This window comes from Candidatus Agathobaculum pullicola (assembly GCF_052117205.1).
GTDB classification, from domain to species: Bacteria; Bacillota; Clostridia; order Oscillospirales; family Butyricicoccaceae; genus Agathobaculum; species Agathobaculum pullicola.
Genome location: NZ_JBQKJP010000058.1, coordinates 1 through 15,423, shown reverse-complemented (window position 1 = coordinate 15,423; position 15,423 = coordinate 1). Strand labels below are relative to the sequence as shown.

The 15,423-nt window shown below is 53.4% G+C and carries 12 protein-coding genes and 1 pseudogene; all 13 read right to left on the bottom strand.

Features of this window, described 5'->3' with window-relative positions; all coding sequences use genetic code 11:
* Window positions 1–172: 172 nt before the first annotated feature.
* The gene (locus ACTQ3V_RS14195; protein ID WP_441468087.1) at window positions 173–1,264 is read right to left on the bottom strand and encodes a PucR family transcriptional regulator; all 1,092 of its coding nucleotides are present in this window, start codon (window positions 1,262–1,264) and stop codon (window positions 173–175) included.
* A gap of 187 nt (window positions 1,265–1,451) precedes the next feature.
* Window positions 1,452–2,183 carry a pseudouridine synthase gene (locus tag ACTQ3V_RS14190; protein ID WP_441468086.1) on the bottom strand — a complete coding sequence of 244 codons (732 nt, stop codon included), beginning with the start codon at window positions 2,181–2,183 and terminating at the stop codon, window positions 1,452–1,454.
* 203 nt (window positions 2,184–2,386) lie between these two features.
* Window positions 2,387–2,887, bottom strand: coding sequence for a DUF4830 domain-containing protein (locus tag ACTQ3V_RS14185; RefSeq protein WP_441468085.1), 501 nt, complete (start codon window positions 2,885–2,887; stop codon window positions 2,387–2,389).
* Window positions 2,888–3,014: 127 nt separating this feature from the next.
* Window positions 3,015–4,220, bottom strand: coding sequence for an FprA family A-type flavoprotein (locus ACTQ3V_RS14180; RefSeq protein ID WP_441468084.1), 1,206 nt, complete (start codon window positions 4,218–4,220; stop codon window positions 3,015–3,017).
* Between the two features lie 133 nt (window positions 4,221–4,353).
* On the bottom strand, window positions 4,354–6,438 hold the full coding sequence (locus tag ACTQ3V_RS14175) for an elongation factor G (RefSeq protein ID WP_441468083.1): 2,085 nt from the start codon (window positions 6,436–6,438) through the stop codon (window positions 4,354–4,356).
* 464 nt (window positions 6,439–6,902) lie between these two features.
* Window positions 6,903–9,170 carry a hypothetical protein gene (locus ACTQ3V_RS14170; RefSeq protein ID WP_441468082.1) on the bottom strand — a complete coding sequence of 756 codons (2,268 nt, stop codon included), beginning with the start codon at window positions 9,168–9,170 and terminating at the stop codon, window positions 6,903–6,905.
* Window positions 9,171–9,191: 21 nt separating this feature from the next.
* Window positions 9,192–9,965, bottom strand: a complete 774-nt coding sequence (rlmB, locus tag ACTQ3V_RS14165; protein WP_441468081.1) for a 23S rRNA (guanosine(2251)-2'-O)-methyltransferase RlmB — start codon at window positions 9,963–9,965, stop codon at window positions 9,192–9,194.
* A gap of 158 nt (window positions 9,966–10,123) precedes the next feature.
* A complete protein-coding gene (locus ACTQ3V_RS14160) occupies window positions 10,124–11,374 on the bottom strand; it encodes a DUF4317 domain-containing protein (protein ID WP_441468080.1) in 1,251 nt (416 codons plus the stop codon).
* A gap of 102 nt (window positions 11,375–11,476) precedes the next feature.
* Window positions 11,477–12,184 (bottom strand): amidohydrolase, encoded by a 708-nt coding sequence (locus ACTQ3V_RS14155; protein ID WP_441468079.1) that lies wholly within the window; start codon window positions 12,182–12,184, stop codon window positions 11,477–11,479.
* 6 nt (window positions 12,185–12,190) lie between these two features.
* A complete protein-coding gene (locus ACTQ3V_RS14150) occupies window positions 12,191–13,813 on the bottom strand; it encodes a recombinase family protein (protein ID WP_002334812.1) in 1,623 nt (540 codons plus the stop codon).
* A 99-nt stretch (window positions 13,814–13,912) separates the two neighbouring features.
* A complete protein-coding gene (locus ACTQ3V_RS14145) occupies window positions 13,913–14,107 on the bottom strand; it encodes a hypothetical protein (protein ID WP_002334813.1) in 195 nt (64 codons plus the stop codon).
* 72 nt (window positions 14,108–14,179) lie between these two features.
* Window positions 14,180–15,124 carry a MobV family relaxase gene (gene mobV, locus ACTQ3V_RS14140; RefSeq protein ID WP_002334814.1) on the bottom strand — a complete coding sequence of 315 codons (945 nt, stop codon included), beginning with the start codon at window positions 15,122–15,124 and terminating at the stop codon, window positions 14,180–14,182.
* A 183-nt stretch (window positions 15,125–15,307) separates the two neighbouring features.
* A pseudogene (locus ACTQ3V_RS14135) lies at window positions 15,308–15,423 on the bottom strand (replication initiator protein A); the annotation flags it as partial.

Sequence of the window (15,423 nt, the reverse complement as noted above, 5' to 3'; positions counted from 1 at the left end):
CAAAGCAGCTTGCTGTCCATAACCGCTGCTCCAATAACTTTCCCATGAGGCCTCTGGGTTGGCTTTCTCCTTTAGAGTTCTCTGTCCAATATGTTTGACAAACCTACAACAATCCCTGCCATTTTCCTACACAGCTGTTTTTTCATGTGAAGATTTTGTGAACAGCCGCACTTCAGCGAACATTTTCTTCGCGGCTGGCCAGATATTTGCGCACCATCAACGCCACTTTGAACACAATCGCATGATCAAATTCGCGCAGATCCAGTCCGGTCAGTTTTTTGATCTTCTCCAGTCGATAAACCAGTGTATTGCGATGTACGAACAGCTTGCGCGAGGTTTCAGATACATTCAGGTTGTTTTCAAAAAACTTCTGAATGGTAAACAGCGTCTCCTGATCGAGTGAATCAATCGAGCCCTTTTTAAACACCTCGCTGAGGAACATTTCGCACAGCGTAATCGGCAGCTGATAAATCAGACGGCCAATGCCGAGATTCTCAAAGCTGATGATATTTTTTTCGGTATCGAATACTGCGCCGACCTCAATGGCAGTCTGCGCCTCCTTAAAGGACTTCGCAATGTCCTTCATCTGCGACGAAACCGAACCGATGCCAATCAGGCTCTTGACCGACAACTCGCTGAGCAGCGCCTCTTCTATGGATGCGGCAATCTTAGCCAAATCCTTGGCGTCGCTGCCCGGCTTGACTTCTTTGACGACTACAATATCTGTTTCAGAAATGTGCAGCACAAAATCCTTCTGCTTATCCGGGAACATACCTGTTACCACATCAATGGCCGCAACATCCGCCGGCATCTGCTGACGCACCAGAAAAACCACGCGTGGCACATCATTTCCAAAATGCAGCTCACGGGATTTGATATAGATATCGCCCGGCAGAATGTTATCCAAAATGATGTTTTTGACAAATGTCGCCTTGTCGTGCTTTTCGTCATACAACGTTTTGATGTTGTTGATTGCAACCGCCACCAACGAGCAGATACTGCGCGCCAGCTCATCCTCTCCCTGCACGAAAACAGCGTATTCCAGCCGGCTGGAACGATCGCCGGTAGTATGGTAGGTGTAGCCGCCAAAACGGACAATTTCACCCGCAAAGCCAAGCTCGGTGATCGCTTCCTCCCGCATTTCGCCGATACGGGGCAGATCGGTACACGCTACAACCGCGCCGCTCGCATCTACAATACCAATGGTGCGTTCTACCGTGTCCTTCATCTGCAAAACAATCGACTGGAACAATCTTGACGCCATTTCCATCACCTTTCCTGTATTTCCCTATTCTTGTGCGTTTTCGCACTATGACAGTCACATCCGCTAAACAAACTGCCGTATCCTGACATTGTTCACAAGAACCTTTGATATTCTCTGTGCATTTTAACACATTATAACATAGCCTTCTACATTTTTGTACAAAAAAAATTATTTTTTTGCATATTTTTTAGATACACTCCCTCGACGGCTGTCGAAGCAATTCCAACTCTTTCTCGGTCAGAGCGCGAAACGCACCTTCCGGCAGCGCCGGGTCAAGCCGCAAGCCGCCTAACTGCACACGGCGCAGCTGCACTACGACGCCTCCTACCGCCGCTATCATGCGCTTGACCTGATGATACTTTCCTTCCCGCAGCGTGACGCGCACACGCTGCTTGTCATTTCCACTCAGCCGTTCCAAACAGGCGGGCAGACAAACCGTGCCATCCTTAAGCCTCACCCCTGTTTCAAAGAGAGACTCCGCCTCAGGCAGAAGCGTGCCCTCCACTACCGCCTCATAAACTTTCCACACATGACGCGACGGACTCATCAGTGCATGACTCAATGCACCGTCATCCGTCACGATGAGCAGTCCTTCGGTATCTTTGTCCAGCCGTCCGACCGCGAACAGACCGCGCTGCATTTCCGTCGGGAAGAGATCCAATACAGTAGCATGTCGCGCATCCCGACTGGCAGTAATCACGCCTGCCGGCTTGTTTAGCATATAATACCGCTGCGCCTGATACCGTTGCGGCTGCCCGTCAAGTTCCACCTGTGCGCTGTCTGAGTCCACCTTTGCCCCGGGGTCACGCTCCACTGCGCCATTGACCTGCACGCGACCCGCGCGAATCATGGCCTGTACCTCTTTACGACTGCCGCAATTCAAATGCGCCAGCAACTTGTCCAATCGCATCCGTGGCATTTTGTCTCCCCCGACAATTCATTCCTGCTAATAGCATACCACTTTTTCGCAAATTGCACAATAGGGAATTGCAGAAAAAGTGCAATTCCCTAAATTCAATCCATCGTTACGAGAATCTATTCTGAGATTTTTTGTGAATTTGCACAGTCTGCAACCAACTCCTCTCATATTGCGGATAGGCCACACCGTTCTCTGCACACAGCTCATTGTGTCGAATCCGTTTCCGGCATTTCCGTGATACCGTGCACAAAGCCATTGGCCTCCGCCGAACTGATATCTGCCGCTATCAACTGATTGCGTCGGATAAGCAAATTGGCGATAACACCTTCTTCCCCGGTCGGATATTCGGTCAGCTCATAGGTATAAAGCGTCGCACGCTTGCCTTGATACGGCGCAAGGTCCAGCCCTTGGCCCAACTGAATGGCGTTGTAGGCTTGATAGGTGTCGTCAAAGGTTTTGGGTATCTGCACTTCACGCTCACTGCGCGGCTCCGGGTTGACCTTCCAACCGTAGCTCTCGAGCAAAGCTACACGCTGCTCATTATTTTTTAATTTACTGTTCAAATCTATTTCACCCGAAGCGGTTTGCACAAGCATTGTGTCCGCCGTCGGCACAAACAACGCGACACCCAAAACCACAGCACCTACTGCCAGTGCGCCTGCCACTACTTTTTTCACCGATACCTTGGCTGCAAAAACAATCATGCTATCGCCCCTCCTGCTTTTGCTTTATCCTATGCGGTCAAACATCAAAACAGAACAACAAAACGCCGTCCGGCAGAAACCATAGTTTCTGCCGGACGGCATTTGATATGCGCCATAGGAAGAAAAATTATTCTAAAACCTGAGCTGCAATCTCATTCGCCAATGCTTCCAGCGAATCCGCCTGACTGTCGGCCAGCGCAGACTTGAGTGCAACCGTATTTTCCAGCATGGTCATATTCTTCATTCCTTCCAGAATCACCTTCATATGACGACCGGAGGCAGGTGCCCAAGTGCCGTTTTCCAACAGCGCCACCGTGCGATTCTGCAAATTCAAAGCCTTGATATCGTTCAGGAATGCCTCCATGCGCGGCTGCAAACCACCGTTATAGGTCGGCGCCGCCAGCACAAGATGACTGCAACGGAAGCTCTCCGCCACCAGCTCAGAAATGTCCGTGCCGGATACATCATACATTGTAATATTATGCACGCCTTTATCGGCCAGCATGTTGGCCAACACATTCACCGCATTCTCTGTATTCCCATACATCGTGGCATAGGCGATCATCACGCCTCTATCCTCCGGCTCATAGGTGCTCCACTTCTGGTATTTATCCAGCAACAGTTTCAGATTGCCGCGCCAGATCGGGCCGTGGAGCGAGCAAATCATCTCAATATCAAACGCTGCGGTTTTTTTCAGCAACGCTTGCACCTGCGCGCCGTACTTACCCACAATATTGGTATAATACCGGCGGGCATCGTTCAGCCAAACACTGTTAAATGCCAATTCGTCATCAAAAATATTGCCGGGCAATGCACCGAATGTGCCGAACGCATCTGCCGAAAACAGGATTTTGCTCGGCTCATCATAAGTGACCATAACTTCGGGCCAATGCACCATCGGCGCCATCACAAAATGCAGCGTATGGCGGCCGGTAGAGAGCTTGTCCCCTTCCGCAACCACAAGAGCGCGCTCCTTCATGTCCTCCGCATAAAACTGCGTCAGCATAACCAATGCCTTCGCGCTGCAAACAATCTTTGCTTCAGGATAGCGGTGCAGCAACGCAACGATCATGCTGCAATGATCCGGTTCCATATGGTGAACCACCAAATAGTCAAGCGGGCGGCCCGCCAGTGCAGCGGTAATATTTTCATAGAATTGACGGCTGATCGCGTCATCCACTGTGTCAAACAAAACGGTCTTTTCATCCAGCAGCAAATAGCTGTTATAGGAAACGCCGCGCGGAATCGGGAACAGATTTTCAAACCGACTCAAGCGGCGATCGCTTCCGCCCACATAAACAAGATCATCCTGGATCTTTCTGATTGTGTGCATCGCAAGAAACCTCCATACTATCTTAATTTGTTAAAATTATATCACAGATTATGTTTTTCGTCTACCCTGCTATAACAGCCACAACAACAAAAAACCGGCTGATTATCAGCCGGTTTTTGACAAAATTAATGTTTTATTCCTTATTCAGCGCTTCCAGTCTCGCCTTGTTCTCCGCAATGACCTTTTCCTGCACCTGTGCGGGCGCTTCATCATACCGCTCAAAGTTGGAGACGAACGAACCGCGGCCCTGTGTCATCGAGCGCAGCGTGATCGCGTAGTCGGACAGCTCCGCCATCGGGCACTCAGCCAGAATCTCCTGCTTACCGCCCTCAATGGGGTTCATGCCCATGATGCGACCGCGGCGCTTGTTCAAATCGCCGATGACATCGCCCATGTAGGCATCCGGAATAACAACCTTCATCGAGCAGACCGGCTCGAGCAAAACCGGGCTTGCCTGCGGAATACCCGCCTTATACGCCAGACGCGCCGCCATCTTAAAGGACAGCTCGTTGGAGTCTACATCGTGGTAAGAGCCATCGAGCAGCGTTGCACGCAGACCGACCAGCGGATAACCCGCCAGCACGCCATGCTCCATTGCCTCGCGGATGCCCTTATCGACTGCCGGATGGAAGTTCTTCGGCACCGAACCGCCGAAAATCTTCTCCTCGAACACATAATCGCCTTCCGGATACGGCGCAAATTCCATCTTAACGTGACCGTACTGACCATGACCGCCGGACTGCTTCTTATGCTTGCCTTCCACCGTCACCGTCTTACGAATCTTCTCGCGGTACGGCACAATCGGCGGTGTAAGCGCCACTTCTACGCCAAATTTATCCTTGAGTTTGGAGCAAAGCACATCCAGATGGATGTCGCCCGCACCCGAAATCGTGTGCTGCTTGGTTTCCGGATTAAACTCGGTTTCAAAGGATGGATCTTCGTCATGCAACCGGGCAAGGCCTGCGGAAATCTTCTCTTCCGCCCCCTTCACCTTCGGCGCAATGCCCTGCGTATAGCACGGCGGCGCAAATTCGATCGGCTCCAGCTCGACCTTGCGCACACTCATGGAGAGCGTGTCTCCCGTCTTGGTGGTGACCAACTTGGAAACCGCACCGATATCGCCGCAGCCGACCACCGGAACTTCAGTGGTCTTTTTACCGCAGACCGTATAGATATGGCCCATCTTCTCATTGGCATCCGCACGCTTGTTGACCAGCGTCATATCCTGCTTGACTTCGCCCGACATGACCTTGAAATACGAGAAACGACCATACTGATCGGCAACCGTTTTGAATACAAATGCACAGGTCGAACCGTTGGGCGTACAGTTGATTTCAATAAGCTCGCCTTTCTCATCCTCGCAGATTTCCACCGGCTTTTCATCCGGAGACGGCATATAGTCCGCAATACCCTTCAAAAGCGCATAGGAACCGATACCGGTTGCCGCAGTGCCGCAGAATACCGGCGCGATAACCAAATCCTTGACACCCTGACGAATACCGGCGATCAGCTCTTCATCCGAAAATTCCTCGCCTGCGAAATACCGCTCCATCAGTTCTTCGGACAACTCCGCTATGTTTTCGCACAGTGCTGCACGATGCTGGTCGATACGCTCCTTCATATCGTCCGGAATCGGGATCTCGACACGCTTGTTGCCTTCCATGCGGTACGCCTTGCGAATGACACAGTCCACAACGCCAACCGTGTCGCGGTTGCCCTCAAAAATCGGCACAACAATCGGTGCAACCGATACGCCGAATTCCTTTTGCAGCTTATGTAGCGAGGTATAATAATCCGAATTTTCCTCGTCAATCTTAGAGATATAAAACATACGCGGCATGGCGCGCGCCTCGCAGCGCTCCCACGCCTTTTCCGTGCCGACGCCCGGGCCGGATTTGCCGGTGGCGATAATAAGGGCCGATTCCGCCACGCGCAGAGCACAATTTACTTCGCTTTCAAAATCAAAGAAGCCCGGCGTATCCAGCAAATTGATTTTGCAGCCGTTCCATTCGATCGGCGCAACGGCCGTCGAAATCGAAAACTGACGCTTGATTTCCTCGGGGTCGAAATCGCAAACCGTGTTGCCGTCCGTGATCTTGCCGACACGGTCGGTTACACCGGCGATATAGAGCATACTTTCGACGAGCGAGGTCTTGCCGTCGCCGCCGTGTCCCATCAGACATACATTACGAATCTTGTTAACCGGGTAATTGGCCATATTTGATAAACACTCCCCTGCCCGAGCCTTATTATGCGGGCGCTTTGTTAACGGGAACGACTCCCTTATTTGTAATTATACACTATTGCGCGCATGTACGCAAGCTGTTTTTTGTGCATTTTTGACGCCTTTTTTCCCCTTTCCTGGTTTCGGAATCAGGTGGACAAAAAATTTTTATTTTTTACAAACTTTCCTGTCACAAAATCGGCACGGCATACGTTTATATAATATAAAGCATTTTAACACACCAAAGGAGGAGGTTCTCATGACACGCGCCTATCTTGCTACCGCAGCAGCCGTGCTGGCGGTTGCGCTTGCCGTTTTTTCCGTAGCCTCCGTTCTTCCTGTATGACTTTTTCTCCCTCTTTTTTACCGCCTCGGGCGGATCTTCTCTTCTCCATTGCCACACAAGGCAAAAAGCAGGTCTGAACCCCACAAGGTTCAGACCTGCTTTTTTATATCGGTTAGTGCGTTTGCTGTGTGATAATCAGCACCGGAATATACCAGAGAAGTAAATACAATAATATATTCATCACCGGCAACGCATCCGCTGCATTCTGGGACACTAAGTAAGCAACGATCAGCATGCCGCAAATGCCCGCAAACGCGCCCAATGTCAGCGCGGAACGCACAGCACCAGCCAGCTTATCCGCATACCGCAGCACCTGCAAAAACGCACCGGCACCCTCACGCGTTAAAATAGCGGCGGGCGCATCCCCATTGGAGTAATCGGGGTTGAGCAGCCGTGCCACACTGGCAGGATCCGGCTGATCGGCAAAACCACGGCGCAGATCAAACTCCGCTTCGATCATCGCAGGCGAGATATTGAAATCCCGCACCGCCAACACCGCATTCATGTGCATGCGGCGCATCATACGCATCGCGCGGTAAGTATGCTTGGTCGGCTGGTACCGCAGCGTCAGCACACCGGCCAGCGCATTGTCCACCACCAGATAGGAGCAAACCTGTTCGCCCTGTCCGGACGGAATACGAATCCCCATTTTCACCATCAGCGCCGCTGTACCCAGCACCACGCGACTGGTGCCAATTTCTCCGGCCAGTCCGCCTTCCACCTGCTGCACATTGCGTGCTGCCAGCGTTACACCGTAACGCTCACGCGTGGCATCGGTCAGCACGCGGCCCAGCTCCAGACCGGCCGCATCCGACAGCGCCGCCGCACAGGCGAGCACCTTGTCATCCGACAGGCGACCCATGTTCTGCAGCGATTCCAGACTGATCGAACCAGATGGGAACAAATCGTTCTCGGTCAACACGACCTCTTCCGTTCCGCGCAGCAGATTGGCTTGCCGCGCGCCCGCAATTGCCGCGCCCGAGGCCAGCAGGCGGCGAGATACATTCTTGTAACTTGCGCCAAACGCACAGATGAGACCGAGCGGAGCGGAAACCGACAAAACAGCGGAAAACGCCCAGAAGAAGCGTATCGGCTCACCACGACCAACCGAAGCCAGAAGCGCAAAAACAATGGAGGCCGCCAGCGCAACCGGCACATAAATCATAGAGAAGCGGTCCACCGTGTCCGAACGCTCCATTTCGACCAGAAAGGCCTTTTCCGCATGCAGCGGGCCTTTGACCGCACGACAGGCATCGTCTTCTGCGTCATAATGGCTATAGATAGCCGCGGGCTGCTCTGCCGAACAGATTGCCTGATAGGCGCGCGCACGAGCCGCAAAGCGGCCACGCTCCTCGCGCATCGCAGCGTACAGCAACAGAATACTGACCGCCAGATACGGTATCTGCACACCGGACTGATTATCAAATACAATGATGGAAGCCCCGTGCAGCAGCGCCGCAAGAATTGCAAACGATACGAGAGAAGCACGGTCAGGCATGCCATGCAGCAAATTATAAAAACCCATGCCGAATACATCGATACCGACAAACAACGCGATGAATTGCAGCAGAAGCAGCACACCGATGCCAATGGTCGGATTTTCCAGCACATCAAGTGCCACCGGCAGCGGCAGAACATCAAAGCTGGGCGCAAGGCTCAGGTATGTCGCAGCCACTGCAAGAATCAGCACAATGATGGAACGCACAGACAGGCCCTGTGCGCGACGCTTGAACGCACGCTGTGCCTGCGCCGGATCGCGCAATTGGATTTCCTCTTCTTCCTCGGCCTGCTCGGCTGCAATACGCGCCGCGCGCGCTTCCTTGCGCGTCATCTTTGCACCGCGGGCTGCACGTTTAGATGATATCGCCGCCGTGGGTTTCGATGCGCCCGGCCGCTCCGGGATATCCTCTAATCCACCCTCCGCATCCGCCGCCTGCTTGGCGGACAGCTTCGCTTCTCGTTTTGCCTGTCGAACCGCTGCCTTAGCCGCCGCCTTTTCGTGCCGCGCTGCAGCTTTGGCTTCCCTTGCAGCAATGCGCGCGGCCCGCTCCTCCTGTTCCGCCTCCTCGAAAGCGGTCAAATCCGGAATCTGCTCCTCCGGCTCAGCTTTACGCGGCGCACGATTTTTCGGTGCGGTGCGCGGCGCAGAAGGCGCTTTCTGCGTCGGCACAGCCTTGCGCGGCTCTGCCTCCGGCATCTTCGGCACCTGTACATGTGCCTGCGGCGACGCTTCCGGTCGGGTTACGCGACGCGCCTGGGCAGGAGTGCCGCTCTCTACCTCTGCGATAATGGAATCCAGATCAAACTCATCACCGTCCGGCACGTCGTTGAGCATCGCTTTAATCGCTTCCAGATTCATGGTTTCGTCTTTTCTGTCCATATCCTTATCTATTTGCCTCCTTTAATCGGCCTGCGTGCGGCGACGTACCGCTTCAAACAGCAATACCGCGGCAGCATTGGACGCATTGAGCGAATTGACGCGGCCGCGCATGGGGATGCTGACGATATAATCACACTTATCTCGTGTCAAACGGCTCAGCCCTTGCCCTTCCGAGCCGATGATGATTGCCGTGGGCCGGTCAAAGGCAGCTTCATACAAGCCGACTGTACCATCGGTCTCCGCGCCGAATAGCCAAACACCACGCTCCTTCATCTCGTCGAGTGTGGCGGCGAGGTTGTTCGCCTTGTGCACGCCCACATAGGCCAACGCACCCGCGGCCGCGCGCGCCACCGCCGCCGTCAGGCCGACCGCACGGCGCTTAGGGATCACGACTCCATGCGCACCCGCCGTTTCCGCCGAGCGGATGATGGCACCCAGATTGTGCGGGTCCTCGATACCGTCGCACACGACGATAAGCGGCACCTCGCCGCGCTGCTCCGCCACGCGGAAAATATCGTCAAGCGAAACGTATTCCTGTGCCGCCGCCTGTGCAATCACGCCCTGATGGTTGCCCGTCGGGCTCATATGGTCCAGCTTGCGGCGGTCGCAGGTGACCACAGGCACACCATGCCGGCGTGCCTCCGCCGCCACGTCGCCGATGCGCGCGCCCTCCGCTACAAAGACCTTATCCACTGCACGGCCTGCACGCAGCGTTTCAAGCACCGCATTACGGCCTTCAATCAATGTGCCGTCGTCCTCTCTCGGGGGGCGACGTCTGCTTTTTTCATAAGCCATATTCCTACGCTCCAAAAAACCTTAGATAGTGACATTATAGCACACTTTCTCCATCACATTCAATCATATCCGGTCAAAAAACGCAAAACAGAGCATGTTTTCCCATTTATATGCAAAAAGACGGGGACTTTTCCCCGTCCTCTGTGCATTTTGGAAAATTACAACGGCTGCTCCACACCGTTGATGCGGGCGTACTCGCCTTCTTCCAGCGGGATCAGCAGACACTTCTGCCCGTCTACCACATCCGCGCGGATACGGCTTGCCCGCTCCTGCGGCACATGCAGTTCAATCTCCGCATCTTCCTGCCACGGCGCGTCGCCGTCCTCGTCGGCGCGCTGGGCCGCCTGCGCTGCCAACTCCTGTTGCAAAACCGCCACTTTTTGCTCGAGCGCCGCTGTATGCGCACGGGCAGTACCTTCCTCCACCAGCTTGCTGTCCAACACATTATCCGCCACGGGCGGCGTATCGCCAAACACATGCGCATAGCTCTTTTCAATCTGCTCGCGCACCTTTTCCGGCACCTCTGCCTCAGTGGCAAGGCCGGACAGTGTCTCAGCCGTCAGGCTGACCGGCGGCAGAGACTCGTCCTCTTCCCGCTCGGCCACCATGCCGCTGATGGTTTTCTGGATCTGGAAAAAAGCAGCGTCCGCCTGCTCCTCGTCCTCTCCGAATGCGTCGAGCACCACGCTGCGAAACGCCTGCTTGTCCTCGGCCGCCGTGCGCTGCGGCACGCAGCCGAGCACCTGCTCGACCAGTTCCGGGTGCGAGCTTTTGCCGGTTTTCACATAGTACATCACGGCATTGACATCGCTGCCGCGGTTTGCAAACGCAGGATAGACAAATCCGAGATCAGGCAAACCGACCACCCAGTCTCGCACACGCGCGCCGATACGGTTTTCGTCCTCTCGGTAGCCCAGCGCGGGCTTGGACAGCTCGACCGGACAAACCGCGCAGAGTATGTACTCATAAATCTCCTCGGACTCGTCCTGTTCCTCACCCGAGGTCGCCTTGGACGGTACATCGTAAACATCATGATACGTCAGAATCAGATAGTTGCCCGGATACGCATACTGCTCAATAATCTGCTCGTACAGCCGGTCGAGCAGTTCCTCGCCTGCCAGCTTACTCTCCTTGAGTGCGAGCAGGTACTTCTGATGCTCCGCGGCCGCCTCGCTGCGGTCAAACTCCAACTCAAGCAGATTGCTGCCCAGCGTACCGGACAGCGTTTTTTTGGCAATCTCCAAATATTTGTAAAACTCATCCTCCTCCAGCTCGGAAAAAGATTCGCTGAATTTGAGCACCACCTGCTTGCCGCTGTTGACATAGCAGCCGCACATGCGGCCGAAGGTACATTCGGTCTTTTTCAGGCGGCGGCGCAGCTCAAGCACATCGCCTTTGGTGATATTCATATTGCTTCTCTCCTGTTCTGCGCCCCGTCAGGGCCGGTGATCTTCCGTCTTAGTATACGGCATCGTACGGGTGAAACGCAAGGGATTTTTGCCGCGCAGCTTTTACGCACGGAAAACCGTCTCCCCCGCCTTGACCGTTTCCAGCACGCGAATGTCGCGCAGCCGGTCGGGCGACACGGCGAGCGGATCAGCGTCGAGCAGCACCAGGTCGGCCGTTTTGCCCGGCCGCAGCGATCCTTTGCGCGCTTCCTCAAAATATTGCCGGGCGGCGTTCACCGTAATCGCGCGCAGTGCATCCTTCACCGGAATACGCTCATCCTTACCGAGTGTCACGCCGTCTTTGGTCACACGTTCCACCGCGCACCAGATCGTATGCAGCATATCAGGCGGCAGAACAGGCGTATCCTGATGAAAAGTAAACGGGATGCCATGCGAGCGCGCAGACCCCGCTGCGCTGATACGCGCGGCGCGCTCCGCACCCAGATTGCGAAGATGCACATCGCCCCACTGGTGAATATGCGCAATGAAAAACGACGGAATGATACCCAGCCGCGCGACCTCCTCCATCTGGTCGGGCGCAAGCAGCTGCGCATGAATCATCACCGGCCGCAGCTCGCGGAAATCCGGGTGCGACCGCTCCATCTCCGCCACGGCGGACAGATACTGCGCAGCGGCGGCATCCCCATTACAATGCGCCAGCGGCTGCATGCCGCTGCGATAAGCCGCGGTCAGTGCCTGCCGCAGCGCTTCGTCCGTCATGGTGGGATACCCCCCGTTTCCCTTAGTTAAAGATATTGTTGGGTATCTCAAGATGTGTCATTCGATTTTGCCGATAAAGCGGTAGAAGATTTCCACTTCCTGTTCCCGGCTTCCGTCCTCACTTTTGACCGCTTCATGGACAAGGATTTTTTCAATCAGCGTATTCAGAAGTTCAGCCGTCAATTCTGTGGGATTGACATACTGTTTCATCAGACCTATCCACTTTTCAGCGTCAACCGCTGTCTGGGCGGCGGTCTCCATCGCTTCGTGAAGCCGTTCAATTTTTACGTCCAATTCTCGCTGTTCGCCCTGATACTTTTCGGACAGCATATTGAAATTGTATTCTGTAATGCGTCCGGCAGACCAGTCCTCATACATTTTTGCAAACAGGGTGTCTACTTCTGCTTTGCGCTTTTCCGCCTTTTTCAGTTCGGCTGTCTGCCGCTTCCTTGCAGTATTGCGTTCCTTGTCGCTGGCGTTAAGTAGCCGTTTCAGAAGTTTGTCCCCATCCTGCTGTGCCAGCACAGACCAGTATTGCAGACGGGAAAGGACATAGGCGTAAAGCACATCATAGCGGATATAGTGCATGGAACACTGGTGCAATCCTTGCCCGTACTTGCTACAATGGTAGTGGGCATAGGGATTTTTGTTCTGGCTGTTCATACCATAGGCCAGCGACCAGCCGCAGTCCGCACATTTTACCAGCCCGGAAAATATCTGTGTTGTGCCGTTCTTCTGCCGTCTGCGCCTGTTGCAAATCTGCTCCTGTACTTGACGGAACACATCTTCGGAAATAATCGCTTCGTGGGTGTTCTCCACACGATACCATTCCTCTTTTGGCTTGCGTACTTTCTTCTTGTTTTTGAATGAAATGTTGGTCTGCTTATTGTGGACGCTGTGTCCGATATAGGTTTCCTCTTTCAGAATACTTTTCACCTGCGCTATCGTCCACGCATAGGCTTTTTCCTCCGGCGCTCCGGCATAGATATTTGCGAAAGTGCCGTATCTCTGGAAATTCAGCCAGCCGGGAGTAGGTACTTTTTCTTCGACCAAAATCCGTGTAATGCTGGCGGCTCCCCGGCCATGAACGGCAAGGTCAAAAATCTTTTCGATAATCCACCTTGTTTCCGGGTCAATCAGAAGATGGCCTTTCTTATCTGGGTCTTTGACATAGCCAAGCGGAGCATAGGCTCCATAGTGTGCGCCATTTGCGAACCGTGTCCGCATGGCCGCCTTTACCTTTTTGCTGGTCTGGCGGGCGTGCATTTCATTCAGAATGTTGAGGAATGGGGCAAGCTCATTCTCTCCGTTGATGGTGTCCACATTGTCATTGACAGCGATATAGCGGACGCCTTTGCTGGGAAAGTAGATTTCCGTGTACTGGCCGGTCAGAATGTAGTTTCTGCCTAAGCGGGATAAATCCTTCGTAACAACGCAGTTGATTTTCCCGTCCTCAATGTCATCAATCATTCTCTGAAAATCCGGCCTGTCAAAGTTCGTTCCAGACCATCCATCGTCGATATATTCATCTATGACATTCAGGCCATGCTCGGCGGCATATTGCCGGAGCATCATGCGTTGTGTCTGAATACTCCCGCTTTCTCCTTGCAGTTCATCGTCCCGGCTCAATCTCATATAAAGCGCCGTGTTGTAAATCGTAGTATTGTAAGGTTGTTTCACCGTAAAAATCCTCCTTCTAAAGAAACAACCCACGCTTACAATACTTTTGCTCTATGGCAATTATATCATAAGCGTGGGCGTGTTATCAATGATGGGCTATCAGGTTGAAGCGGCTTTTTCTGCGGTATGCCGCACCACATCTACAATCAGATCACCGAGGGGCTTCCCGCCTGCGGCGAAGTGTTCGGAGATTTTTATACGGTTGTTCCCACATACAAAATACTGCGTGCCGTTCTCTGCTTGTATAACCTGCCCTGTTCGGGGTGTAAAAATATCGCTTTCACTTTTTGCCATCCAGTGTCCTCCATATTCAGTTTTCAAGGTACAATGCCGCACAGAGGCGGCGAAAATTTCTGCTTATATCTATCACCTTTCCTTTACCGTGTGCCGCTGCTGACGTTTCAGTTCCGCCAGTATATCCGGCGGGATACGGTCAACCAGCCGCTGTAAATTGTCCAGTTCGCTTTTCAGCTTTGCCCGTTCCATCGTATCTTTCATCTTTCCTTTTTCGCTGGCCTTTGCCCTTGCTTCCAACTTCTCATTCTCCGCCAGCAGGTCATTGATTGTGACCTTGTACTTTTTCAACTGCCCGGAGAAATTCTCCATCTGCGGGAACCACTTTTTCAGCATGGAGAGGGCTTCCTCTTTTTTCTTTCCGGCGTTCAGCGGGTTAATGCCGTCCAGTGTGGCTTCAATGGCTCTTGCCTGCCGGGAGAGGGAAACCGCCTGTTTGAAAAGCCGGGTGGGGATATGCTTCCGGCCTGTCCTGCTGGCGCTCTCCCCACGCTCCAAGTCAGGATATTTCTCCACCATATAGGCGTGAAAATCGTCCTGCCACTTCGTCAGGTTTGCCCGGTTGCCGATAATCTCCTTTGCACACAGGCGGTTGTCCTTTGTCAGCGGAACAAAGGTCAAATGCAGGTGGGGCGTTTTCTCGTCCATGTGTACCACCGCCGACACGATATTTTCCCGTCCTACCCGGCCAATGAGGAAGTCCGCCGCCCTCTGGAAAAACGCCTGTATCTCCTTTGGGGATTTCCCCTTGAAAAACTCCGGGCTGGCAGTTACCAGCGTATCGACAAACCGTGTGCTGTCCTTGCGGGTTCGGCACCCGGCCTGTTCAATGCGGTTTTGAATGAAATGATAGTACCTGCCCTCTGGCTTGACGATATGAAAGTTGTACTTGCTCCGGCTTGTGTCAATGTCGGGGTTGCTGGCGTATTGTTCTTTCTGTCTTTCGTGATGGGCTTCCAGCGGCCTTGCCGGGTTGCCCTTGTGCTTCTCAAACCGCAAAATTGCGTGTTGTGCCATTCTGCTCCTTTCCCCATTCCTTTCCTATCCGGGGTTTTCCACAGGGAAAATCCCGCAGAAATTAGCTCGGATAGGATTGGAATGGATAGAATATAAATAAATCTTTTTAATCTTTGTATTTCTATATACCGTCCGGTTTTCGTACTTCCGGGGAGTGATTTCCTCACTTCATAAGTACGGTTTTCAGCCCTCCGGCGTACCAGAACCGGATTTCTTGAAGTCGGTGTTTGGAACCGCTTCATAGGATTTTGGGAAAATGCGGTTGGGTTTTCCACAGCCCTGCTTCTGGATCTCCACCA